Here is a 17,378-nt window from a genome sequence, read left to right as displayed (position 1 = left end):
ATCACGTGTCTTGCCGAAACCGGGCGCGCTCACGCGTCGAGCGTGAGCTGCCAGAAGATCGGGAAGCTGGACTGGACGATGTCTTTGAGGCGCAGGCGGTAGCCCGCCGGCCGGCTGAACTGGCCCCACATCACGGAGGGCGTGTCCTTATAGGCCTCGACCTGGATTTCGGCCGCGATGCGCTTGCGGGTGGCCGGGTCAGGCGCCTTGGCATAGGCGGCGAGCTTCCCGGAGATGACGGCGTCGCAGCTCCAGCCGGCATAGTTCACGCAGTTGTTGCCGATGTAGAAATGCGTCAGCGGCGACATCATGTCGATGCCGTTGGCGTAGACCGGGAAGACACTCCAGCCGTCCTTCTTGGCGCGGCGGGCGAGCACCGTGCCCCAGTCCATCACCTGCTCGTCCACGGTGAAGCCGGCCTTGCGCATGTTGCTGGCCAGAACCGCACCGGCCGTCTGCGAGATCGAGCCGGCGACCGTCAGGAAGACCACGGGCTCGCCCTTGTAGGCGGTCTTCTTCAGGGCGGCGCTGGCCTCTGCGATCGCAAGCTTCGCGCCGGCCGCACCATCCGCGGAGCTGAAAGGCGCATCGCACATGAAGAAGGAGGGGCAGTTCTTGATCACGTAGCGGTCGGGAATCCCGATCGCCTCCAGCATCTCGGTCTGGTCGACCAGCTTCCAGAGAATCTCGCGGACAGCCTTGTCGGCAAACGGCCCCGTGGCGTGATTGAGCCTGAAATTGCCTTGGAACATGTCCAGCCCCGTCAGGGCCATGACCTTCAGGCCCTGCGCCTTTTCGAGCTTCTCAAGCCAGTCGAACGGCAGGTACTGCATGTAGTCGATTTCGCCGGCGACCAGCGCGGTCGCCGCCGTCGCATCGTCCGGCATGGTCTTGAGGACCACCTCGTCGACATTGACGACCTTGCCGCCGGCCAGGAAATCCGGCTTTTCGGCTCGCGGCCTGTATTGGGCGAAGCGCTCGAGCACCATGCGGTCGCCGGCGCGCCAGGCATCCGCCTTGAAGCGGAACGGCCCGGAGCCGACGATCTCCTTGATGCGCTCCTCGCCGGCCGGGATGATCCTTTCGGGCATCATCGCCGGGATCGGCGCGTTGGGCTTGCCAAGCACGTCGAGCATCAAGGGGAAAGGCTCGCGCAGGGTGATCGCGAAGCTGCGTTCGTCGCGCGCCTCGATCGCGGTCACCGCCGCCAGCAGCATCTTGCCCAGCGCATCGCCCTTGGCCCAGCGCTTGAGCGAGGCGACGCAGTCCGAGGCCTTGACCGGTGCCCCGTCATGCCAGGTCAGGCCGTCGCGCAAGGTGAAGGTCCAGGCAAGGCCGTCCGGAGCGGTTTCGAACCTGTCGACCATCTGCGGCCGGATGGTCCCGGCCGTGTCCATCGCGAACAGCGTATCGAAGACATGGTACGCAAAGGTCCGCGTGATCGCAGCGGTGGTCGCATGCGGATCGAGGATCACGACCTCCGACTCGAGGACGGCGGTCAGCGCGCGCGGCGCAGCGCGCGCGAACTCCGGCAATGAAACAGCCGCGACCGACGCCGCGCTTCCGATCAGAAAACTGCGTTTGCTGAAGCCGTGCCGCGCCATGAGCTCTCTCCCAAGCAGATCTGAGGCATCCACAGAAATATAGGATATATCATATTGATCATGTCAATCGCTTTCGCGACGGCCGTTCTGAAGCCCTGACCCGCTGCGCCAAACCGGCTTGCGGCCAATCGTGAAGCGACCAAGCGAACGCTAGAGACTTCGCGAACGGCTAACCGACTCCAGATCCCCTCTTCCTGTGAAATGCAGCGACGACCGCCTTGGCCGAAAGACCGTAGCGATCGAACAGGAACGGCGTCGTGCCGCCTTCGGCAAAGACATCCTGGACGCCGACGCGCGCAAACGGCTTGGCAACCCCCGCTTCCATCAACAGTTCGGCCACCGCACTGCCCAGGCCGCCGATCACCGAATGGTTCTCAACCGTCAGGACGACGGGCGCGCGTGCAGCGAGCTCGACGATGCCGGGATCGAGCGGCTTGATGGTCGACACGTCGACGACGGTCACCGCGCGCCCCGCTTCCGCCAGGATATCGGCCGCCTCCAGGATCACCGGCACCGTCATGCCGCATCCCAGCAGAAGGCCGTCCCTGCCCTCGCGGAGGACGCGGACCTTGCCGATCGCGAAGCTGTCATCGAGCGAAGGCGGGTCCTGTTCGGTGCCGTCCGCCCGCTTCATGCGCAGATAGACCGGCCCGGGATGCCTTGCGATCGCCGCGACGGCCTTGCGGACCTGGTTCGGGCCGGATGGCTCGATGACCGTCATGTTCGGCAGCGCCCGCATCAGGCGATGTCGTCGATCGCCTGATGGGAAACGCCGAGCAGCGTCGAGAGGCCGGGAATGACGCCGACGATCTTCGCGTTCAGGTTCGGATAGGCGACCTGCATCGCGATCTGGTCGTAGCAGCGACGGGTCGCGAAGACGCAGAACGAATGCGCGAAAGGAATCTCGCCGCTGCGCGCCATGCCGCCGGCGATGCCGATCATGTTCGCCTCCGCGATGCCGACCTGGAGGAACCGGTCGGGAAGCGCGTCGCGGAACAGATCGGTCTCGGTCGGCAAGGTCAGGTCTGCCGTCAGGCAGACGATACGCGGATCCTGCCTGGCCGCTTCGAGAAGCGCCTCGCCATAATGCTTGGCGGCGGATGCGGCGGCCGAACCGCGCGCATTGAAATCCTTCACCAGAAGGCTTTCGGCATCGACGTTCATCATCGGGCGTCCCTCTGGCCGGCGAGAGTGTCCAGTGCCCGGGCTGCGACATCCGCCGGTGTTCTGGAAGCGCTAGCGTGCTCTGGCGGACAAGCTGCAGGCGCTGGTGATCATGGACGAAGTCCAGGCCGCGTTTGGACGGACCGGGCAGTTCTTCGCCTTCCAGAGCCTGGGGATCGAACCCGATCTCCTCTGCGTCGCAAAAGGGATCGCGAGCGGCATTCCGATGAGCGCCATCATCGGCCGGAAAGCGCTTTTCGATGCGCTCCCTGCCGGCGTCCTGAGTTCGACCTATGGCGGCAATCCCCTGGCTTGCGCGGCCTGCCTCGCAACACTCGACGTGATCGAACAGGACGACCTCGTCACACGCGCCCGGCACCTGACCCAGACCTTCCATGGGCGCTTCGCGACATGGATGAAGGACATCCCCGGCGTCGGCGACGCGCGCGGCATGGGCCTTTCGATGGGCATCGAACTGGTCGTCGACAGCATCTCGAAGATGCCGGACCCTGCCCGCGCGCTGCGCGTGGTGAAGAAGGCCGCGGAAGACGGCCTCATCGTACTGCCGCCGTCAGGCTCGGATTCGAACGTCGTGCGGCTGGCTCCTCCGCTCGTCCTGACCGACGCGGAGGCGGAGGAAGGCTTGCGGCGCCTCGAAGACGCCTTGCGTCACACGGTCTCGAACCAGCCAGCACTGTGACGCGGAACCGGTGATGCGAGTGGGCGCGCACGGGCCGACGTGCAGACGACGGATGCGTGGACCATGATCAACGAAGGGAAACCTTGAAGGACATCCCATGAACCAGATCGACTACGATGTTCACGTCCGCGATCTGGGTTTCCCCGAAGGGCCCGTCGCCTTGGCGGATGGAGGCGTGGCCTTCGTCGATCTGCTTCATGCCCGGATCCGCCGCTGGCATCCCGATGACGGCGTCAGCGTGCTCGCCGAACTGGACGGGGCTCCGAACGGCATGTGCCTCGGCCGCGACGGCACGCTGTGGATCGCCAACAATGGCGGCATCGCCCCTCAGGGGCCGGGCCGGGCGCTGCATCACGCCGAGCGGCCGATGCCGGGCGGATTGCAGGAGCTGGATTTGCGGACAGGCGCTGTCCAGGTCATCACGCAAGGCGGCGTCCAGCCCGATCGCCCCAACGACGTCGTCGTTTCGCCCGAGGGATACGCCGTCTTCACCGATCCGCAGAACTGGGAGGTTCTGAAGACCAATCCGGATGCCTATCTGGGCGGGCGCGTGCTGATCCGCCGGGATGACGGCACCGTCGACTTGCTGACGCGGCTACCGGGTTTTCCCAATGGGCTGATTTTCCATCCCAACGGCGACCTTCTGGTCAATCTCACGCGCCGGCGCGAAGTGATCCGCTTTCGCTGGCGAAACGGCCGTATTGCCGCTCCGGAGCTGTTCTGCAGCTTTCCGGAAGGCTTTGCCCCCGATGGGATGTGTTTGACGGAAGACCGGTTGCTGGTGGCAGGAAGCGTCGGCGACATGATCGCCGTCGTCGGCCTGGATGGCCGGCCACATGGCTTGGTATCGACCGGCCCAAACACCGATCCAACGAATCTCTGCATCTCCCAAGACAGGGTTTTTATCACCAATGGCTTCGCGCGAGAGTTGGTCTCGACAAAAATCGATCAACTGCTCCGGGCGATATGATGCGCAGCCCGCCCCCCAAGCGCCTATCGAGGCGGAACTGGCCGTTGCGAAAGACCAGAAAGGGCGCTTTGGGCACGGTAATCACCGCCCTAGGAATCCGAACGAACCTGAAAGTGATGGTTGCTGCCGTTCATCCGACGCGGTTCTGCGGAGATGATTTGCTCCACCTCCTGCTTGAACTCTCTCCAGGGGCCGTACTCGCGACCGCAGCCGCTGCATCGTACAAAAGCCGAGTCGATTAGCTCGGCGGGAAGAATGACCGAGATGCTGCCACAATCATCGCACGCGAACTTCGATAGGGTTGTCACACCTAGCATGTGCGTCTCCCAGCATGTCCCGAGGAAATTTGAGCGCCCATTGCGACCAGGTCCGTAGTCGAGCCGATCTCAAGAAAAAATTCTTGATGGTTGGCAAGAACACGGATGACCGGTTCGATCGCGAACCCGCCTACCTTCGACGCCGGGTCGATGGCCGACGTGGTTTCGGGACCCGGGAGGGGAAGTTGGGGCGAAGCCTCCGAAGCAACTGCCGCCTATCAGAGCCGCGCGTTCGGCTCTGAAGGCTCGGCGCCTATCTCTCCCGGAATGCTCGCGCGACCTGGTCCGCAAGCGGCTTGGCGAAATAGGAGAGAACCGTTCTCTGCTGCGTGCGCACGAAAACCTCGACAGGCATGCCCGGCCCGACCTTTGCTCCCCCGAGCCGTCCGAGTTCGCCTTCCAGGATGGCGACGCGAAGCGTGTAGTAGTCTTGCCCCGTTCGCTGATCGACCGTGAGATCGGGAGATACGCGGGACACTTCGCCTTCGATCTCAGGCGTGGTCCGCTGATTGAGGGCCGAGAAGCGTAGCGCAGCGCGCTGTCCGGAGTATACCTGCTCGATATCCTGAGGCCGCACCCTCGCCTGCACCGTCAGGCGATCAGAGGCAGGCACGATCAGCATCAAGGTTTCGCCCGGAGAGGCGACGCCGCCAATTGTGTGAACCGCCAACTGGTGCACAGTGCCGGATTGGGGAGCCCGGATATCCACGCGCTTGAGCTGGTCCTCCGCTGTGACTTTCCGTTCGACCAGTTCGGAAATCTTGCCACGAAGCTCGGCGAGCGCCTTGCCGACTTCGGTGCGAAGATCCTCGTCGATCTGAAGGATCTGCAGCTCGGTCTCGGTGATCTTGCCTTTGGCCTGGGCCACTGACGAGACCAGGGTGCCCTTCTCCCCGGTGATACGTGCGGCATCCCGCTCCAGTGCGTTCAACCGGGTGATCGAAACGAGCTTCTTGCTGTGAAGGTCGCGCACACCCTCGAGCTCCTGCGCGATGAGGGCGGCTTCGCGGTCCTTCGCGACAATCTGCTCCGAAAAGGCCCGGATCTGGTCCCGCATCTGGCCGATGCGTTCGAGGTGCTGGGACTTCAAGCCCAACCGCGCTGCCCCTCGCAGCTCGAAGAGCCTGCGCTCTCCATTGAGGAGCGCTGCGACATCCGGCGAGCTTTCCGCTGCTGTCGATAGCTCGCTGGGAAAGACAACCTCCCCAGCTCCGTCGCGCTCGGATTCGAGTCGAGCTTGCTGCGCGAGGGCTTCGTTGAGAGCCTTGCGCACGACGGCGAGGTTGGCCTGCGTTACCGTTTCGTCGAGGCGGACGATGACGTCGCCGGCCGTGACGCGGTCACCGTCCCGGACGCGCAACTCGCTGATGACCCCGCCAGTGGGGTGCTGAACCTTCTTCACGTCCGACTCGACGACGAGCGAACCCTGCGCGACGACGGCGCCTGAAAACTCGGTTGTCGAAGCCCATCCGCCCACGCCGATCAGCAGGGCTCCAAGGCTGATTCCTACAGCGAGAACATGGCGCTGGATCGAAAGCCGGGTGGGGTGAGAGACGTCGTCCAAGTTTCTAAGCTCCATCAGGTTCTGCTCGCTGCGCGATCGAAAACGCCAGCGGATTTCGGCACCGCCTTCAAGGTGGTGGAAAGCACCTCGTCCTTGGGACCGAAGGCCTGGACTCGTCCTTCCGCCATCACGAGAACCTGATCCAATGCGGTCAGGGCGCTCGGCCGGTGGGCGATGACCACCACGACGCCGCCCCTTCGGCGAACGTGGAAGATCGCGTCGGTCAAGGCCTGCTCGCCTTCGGCATCAAGGTTCGAATTCGGCTCGTCGAGTACAACCAGAAAGGGATTCCCGTAGAGGGCTCGCGCAAGGGCGATGCGTTGCCGCTGCCCCGCCGAAAGAGCCGCTCCACGCTCGCCGATCTGGGTCTGGTAGCCTTCCGGCAGGCGCTGGATAAGCTCATGGACGCCAGACGCCTTGGCCGCTTCAATGATGCGATCGGCCGTCGCGTCGCTGCGGAAACGTGCGACGTTGGCGGCGACGGTACCTGAAAAGAGTTCAACCTCTTGAGGGAGATAGCCGACATGATGCCCAAGCTCTTCCGGCCGCCAGTGACGCAGAGAAGAGCCATCCATGCGCACGGTGCCGGTCAGGGGCTGCCAAACGCCAACGAGCATGCGGGCAAGCGAGGACTTCCCGGACGCGCTATGCCCGATGACGCCGAGCCCCTGCCCCGCCCGAAGCGCGAAGCTGACATTGGCCGCCGTCAGGCGCTGCCCCCCCGGTGGAGAGACGGACGCAGCCTCGACGGTGATCAGTTCCGTCGGAGGAGGCAACGAGAGCGCGGGCGTCGAAGCCGGCTGGGCTTCGAACATCTCCGTCAGCCGGCCCCACCCTTGGCGCGCCCTGACAAATCCCTTCCAGTTGCCGATGGCAAGATCGACGGGAGCGAGCGCGCGCGAGGTCAGGATCGAGCTCGCGATGATGATGCCAGCCGTCGCTTCCTGCTGAACGACGAGGTAGGCGCCGACGCCGAGCACGATCGACTGCAACAGCATGCGCAGCACGCGGGGACGTTGAGGCAAAGCCCCCTGCAACTTCGGCGGCGCGCTGGTGTTGACGCCGATGCTCGTCGCTGACCACCTTCCAGAGCGCACCCATCTCGCCGCCCATGCCCATTGCATGGACGGCCTCGGCGTTGCGCCGCCCGACTTCTGCGATGGAAATCCGGTGGGCCGCAGCCCCACTCGCTGCCGTCGACGGCTTTTTCGTGAGCCGCTCGGTCAGCATGGTCAGCGCGACCAGAAGGATGGTGCCGATGAGAGCCGTAGCGCCAATCCAGAAGTGGAAGAGGAAGCACAGGCCCAGGTAAAGCGGAATCCAGGGGAGATCGAACAGCGCGCCCGGGCCGCTGCCTGACAGGAAGCCGCGCACCTGGTCGAGGTCGCGCATCGGCTGCAGGCCCTCACCAGCGTTCTTGGCCTGGAGTGGCCCCGAGAGGATCGCCTGGAAGACCCTCCCGTTCAGTCCCTCGTCAAGAGCGCTGCCGATCCGCAACAGAAGACGACCGCGCAGGATGTCGAAGAGCGCGTAGAACGCGTACAGCATGACGATCAGCAGGGTGAGGCCCACGAGCGTCGGAATACTGCGGCTCGGCAGGACCCGGTCGTAAATTTCCATCATGTAGAGCGAGCTGGCGAGCGTCAGCAGGTTCAGAGCCCCACTCAAGACCGCGATCGCCACAAGTGCTCCGCGCCATTGGGAGATAGCTGCGGTGAGCGGAGACCGCGCGAGCGCCTCTCTTTGGCTGATGCCGAAAGCAGCCATCTTCTCTCGTCCTGCGGACGCACGCGTCTCGCCCTGTGCGGACGGCGAAAGGCTGGCAAGGCGCCCGAAAAGCGCGCGTCCGTGTGCCCTCAGCGCGACGGCGCCCTGACCGATAACAGTTGAAGCGGCATGCTGGAGGTTGCGGGCCGGGAGGAGATGAAGCAATGGAACCCCGTCGGTTCAAGGGAAAAGGTGTGCCGCTCAAGACCGGCGACTCCACCGAAAAAAACTCTTGGCGGTGGCACTCCGCACCAGCCATACAAGCGCCTGGACGCTCCGGATCGAGGCGGCGCGTCACCCTGGGCGTTTTCGCTATCCGAGCCCGGAGGCCACGGGAGGCCTTTTTTTGACCGGCTCGCGCGGGCGCGAGCCGGAATAATCGTGGTGGTCGGTCCCGTCAGAGAATAAAATTATCTCGGTTGAGATTGATCACCTGGTTGAGCTCGATCTGGAAATCAGCGTGCCCGTCCCCATCCACATCGCCCTGGATGATGGTGTGGTTGTCGCTATGAAAGTACGACACCGAGTTTGCCTCGACCACGCTCGTCTTGCCGGCAAAGTGGAAGACCTGATCTCCCCTGACAGCCGTGTTGGCGTCGATCAGGCTGAGGTCGATCTTGTCCGCGCCGCGCTCGAACCACTGGATCACGTCCCGATTGCCGGCGTCCGGAAGACTCTCTGATACCGACCGGAAAATGAACGTGTCGCGCCCGGCGCCTCCCGACATCGTATCGGCTCCCAAGCCCCCGATCAGCTTGTCTCTTCCGCTGCCGCCGAGAAGCGTATCGTTTCCTGCACCACCGTCGATGACGTCCGCGCCGGCATTCCCGTGGATCCAGTCATGCCCGCTCGTGCCGACCATCTTGTCGGCCTTGTCGGTTCCGAAAACCTTGGCTGCCTCGACCGGATTTTCCGGCTTGGCTGCAGGATTGTCCGGCTGGGTTACGGGGGTGTCCGGCTTGGTTACAGGGGTATCAGGCTGGGTTCCAGTACCGGGGTTATCCGGTTGGGGCTTGGAACCAGTCGCCATGCCGCTCTCGAAGCTCCCGAGGTCCGGAGCCTTCCCGGCATAGGAGAGCCCGACATCCTTGCCCTTGTCGACCAGCGTGCTGCCGGATGAGAGGTGAAGGAAGTCCGTCGAGGGAAGCGAGCCGTCGGCCGCACGCGCGCCACGCGCCCCCGCATCGCTGAGGGAGACGAAGTCGCCGTTGGTCGGGGTGCCATAGTTCCAGGAGTTGTTCGACGCGGTTCCGGCGCCGGAGACCGCGACCTTGCCACTACCCGCCGAGAGATTGTTGACGAAGCTGTTGTGGCCAGACCAGTAGGCGTAGTTATAGGCCCCGTTATTGTAGGCCGAGTTATTGTGGAGGACGCTGTCCAGGCTGGCATCGTTCTGGTCGAAGCCGTTCGACAGATTGCCCCAGGAGACGTTGTTGATCACGGTGTGGCCGCCGGATTCGGCGCCGCCCCCCGGCCGCTGGCCGCCGAGCTTGAAGCCGTTGCCATCGCCCTCAGCCTTGCCCGAGGCGTCGTAGCCGTTGTTGAAGGCCCAGTTGCCCTCGATGAGCACACCGGCGCCCTTCATGCCATCCTGGATATTGAAGAAATCGAAGCCGTCGTCGGAGTTGTTCCAGGCACGGTTGCCGCGCAGGACGTTGCCGGCGCCGGTCGTGCTGATCTGGAAACCGTCGGCGTTGTCGCCGCTCAGGTCATGATTGTCGTGGGAATCGATGTTCTGGAGGAGATTGTTCGAGCCCGGCCCGAAGAGCGAGACGCCCTTGCCTTCCCATTGAGAAAGCCGGCCGTTGTCGTGCACGTCGAGCCGCTCGATGATGTTGTTGTGGGATTCGTCACGGATCACGATGCCCCCCATCGGCCCGCCGCGAACCTCCAGCCCGGAAATGTGGTTCCAGGAAATGCTCGACCCATCGAGCACCCAGCCGCCGGCGCCAGAGCGCCCATAGTACTCGCTCGACGTCATGTGCGACCCGTCCAGGATCGGCTTCTCGCCCGGGTAGTTCGTGACCGTGATCGGCCGGCCGCTTTCCCCGTCATTCGTGAGCTGGATGCCATCCTTCAGGTTGTAGACGCCGCCCCGCAGGTAGATGGTGTCGCCCGGTTTTGCCAGATCGTGGGCATATTGCAGCGAGGCAAAAGGCCGGTCGAGAGTGCCGGCCTGGCTATCGGAGCCAGTGGGTGAAACGTAGAAGATAGTCATAGCGCCCTTTCTCAACAGGGAAACATCCGGCGCCACGTCCTTCGACGCGGCTCCGCCCCCTGATCAGTAAAAAGCTCGCCACCCCTGCAGATGCAGAGCCAGTGAGCCGCGTTATGGGATTGACTCCCGCTTAAGCGGACGAGGAGGCATCGGGTGATCTACGCTGTCCGATACCGAACATCAGCAAACTCACAAGTCACGTTTACTGATTGTTGAATGCTTACGAGTCAGACATCAGCTGCTACGTCAAGCATCCCTCGCATGGTAAAAGAGTAGCCGCATGGTCATAGTCACGGCTACAATTTCATCTATTGTGTAGCCATCGGCATAGATTGCCCTGGATGCTTTCCAGGGAGCGGAGTGATGGCTGCCTCGATCTCCAGCAGCCGAATCAAACATAGGGTATGAACGCGCAGCCGTCTTGGCCTGCCCCGCCATATCCGTTGAGTTTCAAGCCAAGCGCGATTCGAGGCCGTGCGCTGCGTCGCCAGTCATCTGCCGGCGGCGCGCTTCAACTCCCGACGAAACGCCGTCGGCGTCTTGCCTGTCCATCGCTTGAAGGCCCGCACGGAAGCGCTCGGCTCGCGGTATCCGAGCAGCCATGTCACCTGCGAAACCGTCGACGTTCCGTCCCGGAGATATTGCACCGCGAGTTGATAGCGCAACTCGTCGAGGACCTCGCTGAAGCTGATGCCCAAATCAGCCAGCCGACGCGTCAAGGTGCGGGCGCTCGTACCGAGGTCTCGCGCGATTGCCTCGATCTTTGGCGTCCCATGGCGTAGCCGCGGCATGATCGCATTCTCGACGCGGGTGCGCAGGGACCCCGCCTCCCCGGCTGAATACGGAAACGCCTTCTGATGCAGCCCGGCCAGGAGTTCCTTCAGAAAGTGATCGCTGGTCGTCAGAGGCAGTTCTTTGGTGTCCCGAGCGAAGGCCAGAAGGTCCAAATCCGCGCCGAAGTCGATCTGAAGGCCAAAGTAGCGTTCCATCTCGGCAACGCGGCCGGGGCGTGAATGAAGCATCGACGCCGAGGTCGGCACGAGTTCGCGGCCAGTGAACAAGCGACATTGTCGCAACATGGCTGTCAGCCAAAATTCGGCTTGGTGGCGATCGAGGTGCCGCTCAACCCCGATATAGCTAAGCTCGAGGGATGCCCCTTCCCCGCTGCCTTCGCGGATCTTCATGGCCTCGTTCGCGAACGCCCCGTACAGCTCCTGGTACGTCAGTGCCTCAGCGAGGGTTTCGGCCGACGCCATGATGTAGTGAACGAAGCCGAGCGCCCGCAGATCAAAGCTCTGCGCGAGGTGAAAGCCGAGGAGATCATCGTCCAGGTCGTCGGCCGCGATGTTGAGGAATGCGATTTGCCGACGCACGGGGACGCGCTCGTCGGGATTATCCAGGAGCGAAAGAGATAGCCCGGCCTCGATCATCCGCGGCTCGGGATCAATGCCCTGAGCGGAAAGCTGGGCCGCTGCCAGTCTGGTCAGCACCGCGACGGCGGTCGGCGCCTGCTCACGCCCGCTCTCAGTCGAAGATCCGGGCGGCGGAAACATGATGTTCTCGATACAGGCGAATGGCCGACATCGGGTTCTGCCGATCTCGGACCCGAGGTTGAGTTAAATAGAACGACCTTGTGGAGCACTTGACCGGTATCAAGTCGCATGGGCCTCGAAGACGAAATCTCCGCCGCACAGAATGACGAATGGGGATTCCTGCCGCATCCGGTTCACGCGGCGGATTTGCCCCCGGCCGTGGTTTTGCCCCAGGTGGGAAGCGGAATCTGGTTCTCGTCCGGGTGGTCTCGCACCAGGCAATGGCTGGCCGTTGACGAGACAGGCTTCATCAATTCGCGGTCGCGAGTTTCGCTTCGCTGGACTTTGGTTCGACACTTGGACCCGGGAACAGGGCGCCAGTCCGCCCGCTCAGACGATATCCGATCAGGCCTAACCATTCCCGCGCGGCGAGATCCAGGCGCTCAAGCCCCTGCCCGACGACGGTGAACGGCCGCGCAAGATCCCGAGATCCATTTGTCTGAAAGTCGACGGGATAAGGGATCACGCGGAAACCTGCGCGCTCGAAGCTACCCATCGCCCGCGGCATATGCCAAGCGGACGTCACGAGCAGCCAGCGCTCGCCCGGACTGGGCCGCACGAGATTCCGTGTTTCGCGAGCATTCTCCCAAGTGTTATGGGATCGGGGCTCGATGGTGAGACGGTCCCCGGGCAGTCCGAGAAGTCTTCAGGTATTCGGTTGCCGTCCATGCTTCCGGCGGCAACCTCGATCCGATCCTGGAATTGCCACCGGAGTAGACCAAGCGCGCACCGGGATAACGCCGCGCGAGATCCATAAAGGCGAAAACGCGCTCCGCAGCGCCGTTGAGCGCGAACTCGTGTCGCGCCGCGGACCTCGTCAACTCCAGCGCGCCCGACAAAACGATAATGCCGGTGATGGGGCGACCGTCGTCGACGAAAGCCGGGAAACGTTGTTCCAGCGGAAAGATCGCCCAGTTGGCGACGGGCAGCAGGCCAGCCGCCAGGATCCCGCAAATGCCGCCCCCCGCAAGCGCCAGCCCCACTCGTCGCCAAGGCGTCGCCACCATGACGATCAGGCCCAGAACCCCCATCAGCGCGATTGCGTTTGAGGGTGCCAGTAGCCCGCCAATCTGGGACATGACATGAAACATGCGTTCACCAAGGCCGGCACATCACGAAGACCTCATTTATGAGACGTGCAGGCCGGAGCCGCCGGAGCGCTGCAGGCGTTCCCCGAGGAACTCTCCCGTGTCGCCCCGGCGGTAGTCGGCATGAGCCTTCAGGTTCACGTGCGTGAGTACGGTGAAGACTTTAGGTCGTGGCGCCCCGCTCAGCAGTGCGGGCTTCATCAGCAGCTCGATTGCGTTTGCAGCAACATCGCGGCGGGTGCTGCCCCAACGAACGGCAAACAGAACGCCGTCCACCCTTGCCGCGAGAATGCGGATACCAGCGGATTCAAAAACACCCGGTGCGGCGATGATCATGTAATCGTAGCGGTCGCGCAGTTTGTCGAGGCTGTTGGCGAGCTGACTGCCGACAAGGGAAGCCGTGTTGGCATCGCCGATCTCATCGAGGGCGAGGCAGTCGAACCCGAGCGCCGAGTCGCGGCGGATTTCGAATGAAGCGCGTTGGGCCGAGACGCCGCCATCCAGGTTCGTTTCGCTGCTGAGGCCGGTTAGTTTAACGCCCTGGCGCGGAGCGTCGGCACATATCAGCAGTACCCGCCGCTGAAAGCGGGCCGCGTATGTCGCGATGCCGACCGCCAACGCCGTTTTTCCCTCGTCCGGTCCGCTGGATGTGACTGCCAGGATCTTTCCATCGCCCCGATGCTGGATGACCTCGAGTGCCACTGCGGCGACAGCCTCTATCGCCTGGTCATAGGGCGGAGACGGGCATTCGGGCAGCCGCCAACGGCCACTGTACTGTCCCTCTGGGGGCTCCGGGACCAGGCCGATACAGCCGATTCCCAGAGTGGTCGCGAGCTCACGCTCGCTTCGGAAGCTGCGATCCATGCGCTCCAAAGCAGAGGCAGCCCCCCCTCCCAGCACCGCGAACGCGATCATCGCGGCCGAGATGTAGAGGAACGGGCTGAGGGAACTCGGGCGCTGCGGCACCGAAGCTTGAGCCAGGATCTGAACTCCCGTCGAAGTCGGATCTTTCAGCTGCTGTTGCTGACGCAGGAGATCCCGAACGACATCGGCGGTCGTCGCAGCACGCCTCTCGAGCGCCTGCCGCTCGCGACGCTGAGCGAGGTCGGCGCCGGATACGGCCTGCAGCGAAGCAATGCGCTCAGCGAGGGAGTGCTCCTGCAAGCGGAAGACGTCGACATCGTGCTCCAGACGTTGCAGGCGCTGCTTGAAATCAGCGGGAGACACTGTGGGCGTGGCCGCTATCGTTCCGGAATTCGCATCGGTCTGGCCTTCGAGCGCCGTGATCGGCGTTGCGGATCGCAGGGATTGAGTGCCGGCCAGAGGTTCACGCAGAAGCGCATCGATCTTTTCCGGCGGCGCCCCCGAGAGCTGCAGCTTTCGAACCAGCTCGAGCCTCTCCTGCCGGCGCAGCAACTCGGATCGCACCAACTCCAGCTGACGAGACGTCTCAGCGGTCAGCTCACCCGCTGCTGCGTCCGCGCTTGGCGTTCCGTGCGCCGAGACATGCGCTCGGAGCGCTTCGTCCGCGGCTTCGAGTTCGGCCTGCGATTGGATCAGGCGCTGGTCGAGCCATGTTCGAAGCACGTCCGCCTGCTGCTGCATCCTATCTGTCAGGCGATCGACATGCGTCCGTACGACCTGATTGACGATGATCGATGCTCTTTCGGGATCGACGTCCCTGTAACTGATGCTGATCACATTGGAGCGCCGTTCCTGCCGCACGAGAAGGGAGTTCTTCATGGCGTCCAGGCTCGGCAGCCCGTTGGCAGCCTGCCCGGTGTCCGGAGGGCTTGGACTCGGGAGAATGACGTTCTTGAGGCCTTTCCCGATCGAGACAAGCCAGCCCCGCAGCCGCCCTCCCAGCGTCGGGTTGGTCATCTCGGACAAGGCACGCGCTGCCACCACCTGGTACTGCGGCAGGTCAGGCAATGCCTTCAGCACGTCGCGCAGGCGGGCGTCCGACGTGATCGTCGCGATGTGCGTGTCCACGACGGTCTCGAGCAGGCCGGCCGCCATCTGAGCTTGAGTAGGCTCAAACATGAACTGCGCGGTGGCCGTATAAACGGGGGGAACAACGAAGGCAGCGACGCCGGTCAGAAGCGTGCCGGCCAAAACAACATTCGCGATGAAGAGCCTACGTCGACGAACGAGATTGATGATCTCGTGGAACATATGCTCCGGCGGTGGAGACGGCTGTGTGTCGCCCCCGAAGGCTGCGCGACTGGACAACCTCGCGATCGGGATGAACTCGCCTGGGTTCTGACTCATGCTGATCGACTCTGCTTTCGTTCATCGAACTGGCGTCGCAAAGCGGGCTAGCTGTCGACCGAAAGCTATTGCGGCACAGGCAGCTGCAAGTTGACCGAAATCAAGACGAGTTGTGGCAGCGCGCTTAGCCTTCATGCTCCATCGAAGGAGGCCGGCATGAAGGCAGTCATTCAAGCAGGCGGCAAGGGCACGCGGTTGCTGCCCTACACATCCGTTCTTCCGAAGCCGCTGATGCCGATTGGCGCGCGGCCAGTTCTCGAGCTCCTGCTTCGATGGCTTCGCCGCAACAACATCGAGGAGGTCTACATCACGACGGGCTACCTCGGTCACCTGATCCGCAGTTTCTGTGGCGACGGTCAGCAATGGGGCCTCAAGATCACCTATTCTCAAGAGGCCGAACCGCTGGGCACCGTTGGGTCGCTGACGCTGCTGCGGGAGCATCTGGACAGTAGCTTTCTGATGTTGAACGGTGACGTGCTCACCGACCTCAACCTTCCAGCCTTCGGATTGGCGCACCGCAAGCATGGCGGCCCGCTGACGATCGCCACGACGGTCCGATCCACCCGTATGGATTTCGGTGTCATCGAAGATCGGGACAACCGCATCACGAGTTTCACGGAGAAGCCCACGCTGTCCAACAGCGTGAGCATGGGCGTCTATTGCATGGAGCCCGATGTCATCAAATACATCCCCGCAGGCATCCCCTTCGGCCTCGATGACCTGGCGCTTTGCCTGCTCGAAAAAGACGTTCCCATCCACGTCTTCAAGCATCAGGGGCTTTGGCTCGATATCGGACGCGTCGAGGATTTCCACAACGCGCAGGACATCAAGTGGGAAGAGCGGGCGCCATCGCTGCTCGCCGTGGCCAGCTAGCACCCCACCTCCGCACGACGCCCGAAACACTCGTCAGGAAATCAGAGGACATGAAAGCAGAGCCCATGCTTCTCGTCTCGGAGCCCATCCTCGGATCGCAAGAAAAGGCGGCTCTCGCCGACGTCATCGACAGCGGCTGGATCACAATGGGCGAGCGGGTGAGCAGCTTCGAGCGCGCTTTCGCCGAGGCGCACGCAGCCGACGACGCTGTTTCAGTGAGTTCCTGCACGGCCGGGCTGCATCTCATCCTGCATGCGCTTGGGATTGGCCCGGGCGACGAGGTGCTCGTGCCGGCCCTCACCTTCGTGGCGACGGCGAATTGCGTGCTCTATGTCGGTGGCACGCCGATTTTCGTGGACATCGAGTCTTCGGCGCAGCCGCTGATGTCCATCCAGGACGCTGCCGCCAAATGCACCTCCCGGACGAAAGCCGTCATCCTCGTTCATTTCGCAGGATACCTGGTCGATCCCGAGCCATGGCAGGCCTTCGCACGTGAGCGGGGCCTGATGCTGATCGAGGACGCCGCTCATGCCTCCGGGCTTTCGGGTGCAGGCGCAATCGGCGACGCCGCGGCGTTCAGCTTCTACGGCAACAAGAACATGACGACGGCGGAGGGCGGAGTGGTCCTCGCCCGCGATCCCTCCCTGCTCGACACCATCCGACGTGCGCGAGGTCATGGGCTGACGAGCGGCACCTTCCAGCGGCGCTCCAGCCGGACGCCGATCTACGATGTGACGATGCTCGGCTTCAACTACCGGCTCGACGAGTTGAGGGCCGCCATCGGCCTCGTTCAACTCGGCCATCTCAAGGAGTGGAATGCGAAACGGAAGATCCTGGCGGAGCTCTATCGGCGGCGCATTGGCGAGAATTGCCCCAGCGTCGTCATCCCTTTCGAGGCGCTGCGATCTTCCGTCCATCACATTATGCCGGTTGTGCTGCCGGCTTTCGCCGACCGCCAGGACGTGATCGATCACTTACGTGCGAAGGGCATCCAGACCACGATCCACTATCCGCCGGTCCATCGTCTTTCCTTCTATCGCAGCCTCTATCCGGACGTGGATCTCCCCCGGACCGAGGCCTTCACCGATCATGAGCTGACGCTGCCGTTGCATCCGCGCATGGGGCTCGATGACGTCGAAAGAGTTGCATCGGCACTTGCGGACGCGCTTGGCGAGCGCGTTCCGTCCGCTGCGTTCGTAACGCGAGACAAAAGCACGCCTGCCAAACTCGCAAGTAGCTGAGGAGTTCTT

At 63.3% G+C, this 17,378-nt stretch carries 13 protein-coding genes and 1 pseudogene; 4 read left to right on the top strand and 10 right to left on the bottom strand.

The window, feature by feature from the left end; genetic code table 11:
• Window positions 1–29: 29 nt before the first annotated feature.
• The 3 genes from ACFJGT_RS07885 to ACFJGT_RS07875 form a co-directional block, all read right to left on the bottom strand.
• Entirely contained in the window at window positions 30–1,604 is a 1,575-nt protein-coding gene (locus ACFJGT_RS07885) for an ABC transporter substrate-binding protein (protein ID WP_377847590.1), read from the bottom strand.
• A gap of 169 nt (window positions 1,605–1,773) precedes the next feature.
• On the bottom strand, window positions 1,774–2,238 hold the full coding sequence (locus ACFJGT_RS07880) for a transketolase C-terminal domain-containing protein (RefSeq protein ID WP_377847588.1): 465 nt from the start codon (window positions 2,236–2,238) through the stop codon (window positions 1,774–1,776).
• A 104-nt stretch (window positions 2,239–2,342) separates the two neighbouring features.
• Window positions 2,343–2,771: a hypothetical protein gene (locus ACFJGT_RS07875; RefSeq protein WP_377847586.1), complete on the bottom strand. Its 429-nt coding sequence runs from the start codon at window positions 2,769–2,771 to the stop codon at window positions 2,343–2,345.
• A gap of 79 nt (window positions 2,772–2,850) precedes the next feature.
• Between ACFJGT_RS07875 and ACFJGT_RS07870 the strand changes: the two genes are divergently transcribed.
• Window positions 2,851–3,468, top strand: a complete 618-nt coding sequence (locus tag ACFJGT_RS07870) for an aminotransferase class III-fold pyridoxal phosphate-dependent enzyme (protein WP_377848944.1) — start codon at window positions 2,851–2,853, stop codon at window positions 3,466–3,468.
• A gap of 97 nt (window positions 3,469–3,565) precedes the next feature.
• Window positions 3,566–4,438, top strand: a complete 873-nt coding sequence (locus ACFJGT_RS07865; protein ID WP_377847584.1) for an SMP-30/gluconolactonase/LRE family protein — start codon at window positions 3,566–3,568, stop codon at window positions 4,436–4,438.
• A 570-nt stretch (window positions 4,439–5,008) separates the two neighbouring features.
• Here ACFJGT_RS07865 and ACFJGT_RS07860 read toward each other — a convergent pair.
• From ACFJGT_RS07860 to ACFJGT_RS07830, 7 genes and pseudogenes are all read right to left on the bottom strand, one after another.
• On the bottom strand, window positions 5,009–6,334 hold the full coding sequence (locus ACFJGT_RS07860; protein ID WP_377847582.1) for an HlyD family type I secretion periplasmic adaptor subunit: 1,326 nt from the start codon (window positions 6,332–6,334) through the stop codon (window positions 5,009–5,011).
• Window positions 6,334–8,086: pseudogene (locus ACFJGT_RS07855) on the bottom strand (type I secretion system permease/ATPase). The gene ACFJGT_RS07860 and the pseudogene ACFJGT_RS07855 overlap by 1 nt, the downstream one beginning before the upstream one ends.
• Before the next feature lie 397 nt (window positions 8,087–8,483).
• Window positions 8,484–10,304: a M10 family metallopeptidase C-terminal domain-containing protein gene (locus ACFJGT_RS07850; RefSeq protein ID WP_377847580.1), complete on the bottom strand. Its 1,821-nt coding sequence runs from the start codon at window positions 10,302–10,304 to the stop codon at window positions 8,484–8,486.
• Window positions 10,305–10,795: 491 nt separating this feature from the next.
• Window positions 10,796–11,857 (bottom strand): AraC family transcriptional regulator ligand-binding domain-containing protein, encoded by a 1,062-nt coding sequence (locus ACFJGT_RS07845; protein ID WP_377847577.1) that lies wholly within the window; start codon window positions 11,855–11,857, stop codon window positions 10,796–10,798.
• 289 nt (window positions 11,858–12,146) lie between these two features.
• Window positions 12,147–12,509: a YdcF family protein gene (locus ACFJGT_RS07840; protein ID WP_377848943.1), complete on the bottom strand. Its 363-nt coding sequence runs from the start codon at window positions 12,507–12,509 to the stop codon at window positions 12,147–12,149.
• Window positions 12,490–12,987 (bottom strand): YdcF family protein, encoded by a 498-nt coding sequence (locus tag ACFJGT_RS07835; RefSeq protein ID WP_377847575.1) that lies wholly within the window; start codon window positions 12,985–12,987, stop codon window positions 12,490–12,492. The genes ACFJGT_RS07840 and ACFJGT_RS07835 overlap by 20 nt, the downstream gene beginning before the upstream one ends.
• A gap of 36 nt (window positions 12,988–13,023) precedes the next feature.
• Window positions 13,024–15,159, bottom strand: coding sequence for a GumC family protein (locus ACFJGT_RS07830; protein WP_377847573.1), 2,136 nt, complete (start codon window positions 15,157–15,159; stop codon window positions 13,024–13,026).
• A 252-nt stretch (window positions 15,160–15,411) separates the two neighbouring features.
• Between ACFJGT_RS07830 and ACFJGT_RS07825 the strand changes: the two genes are divergently transcribed.
• Window positions 15,412–16,128, top strand: coding sequence for an NDP-sugar synthase (locus tag ACFJGT_RS07825; RefSeq protein WP_377847571.1), 717 nt, complete (start codon window positions 15,412–15,414; stop codon window positions 16,126–16,128).
• A 65-nt stretch (window positions 16,129–16,193) separates the two neighbouring features.
• On the top strand, window positions 16,194–17,369 hold the full coding sequence (locus ACFJGT_RS07820) for a DegT/DnrJ/EryC1/StrS family aminotransferase (RefSeq protein ID WP_377848942.1): 1,176 nt from the start codon (window positions 16,194–16,196) through the stop codon (window positions 17,367–17,369).
• Window positions 17,370–17,378: the final 9 nt, after the last annotated feature.

This window comes from Allobosea sp. UC22_33 (assembly GCF_042700715.1).
Classification (GTDB): Bacteria; Pseudomonadota; Alphaproteobacteria; order Rhizobiales; family Beijerinckiaceae; genus Allobosea.
Note: the sequence above shows the minus strand (reverse complement) of the source record. Positions and strands in the feature narration are given on the sequence as shown.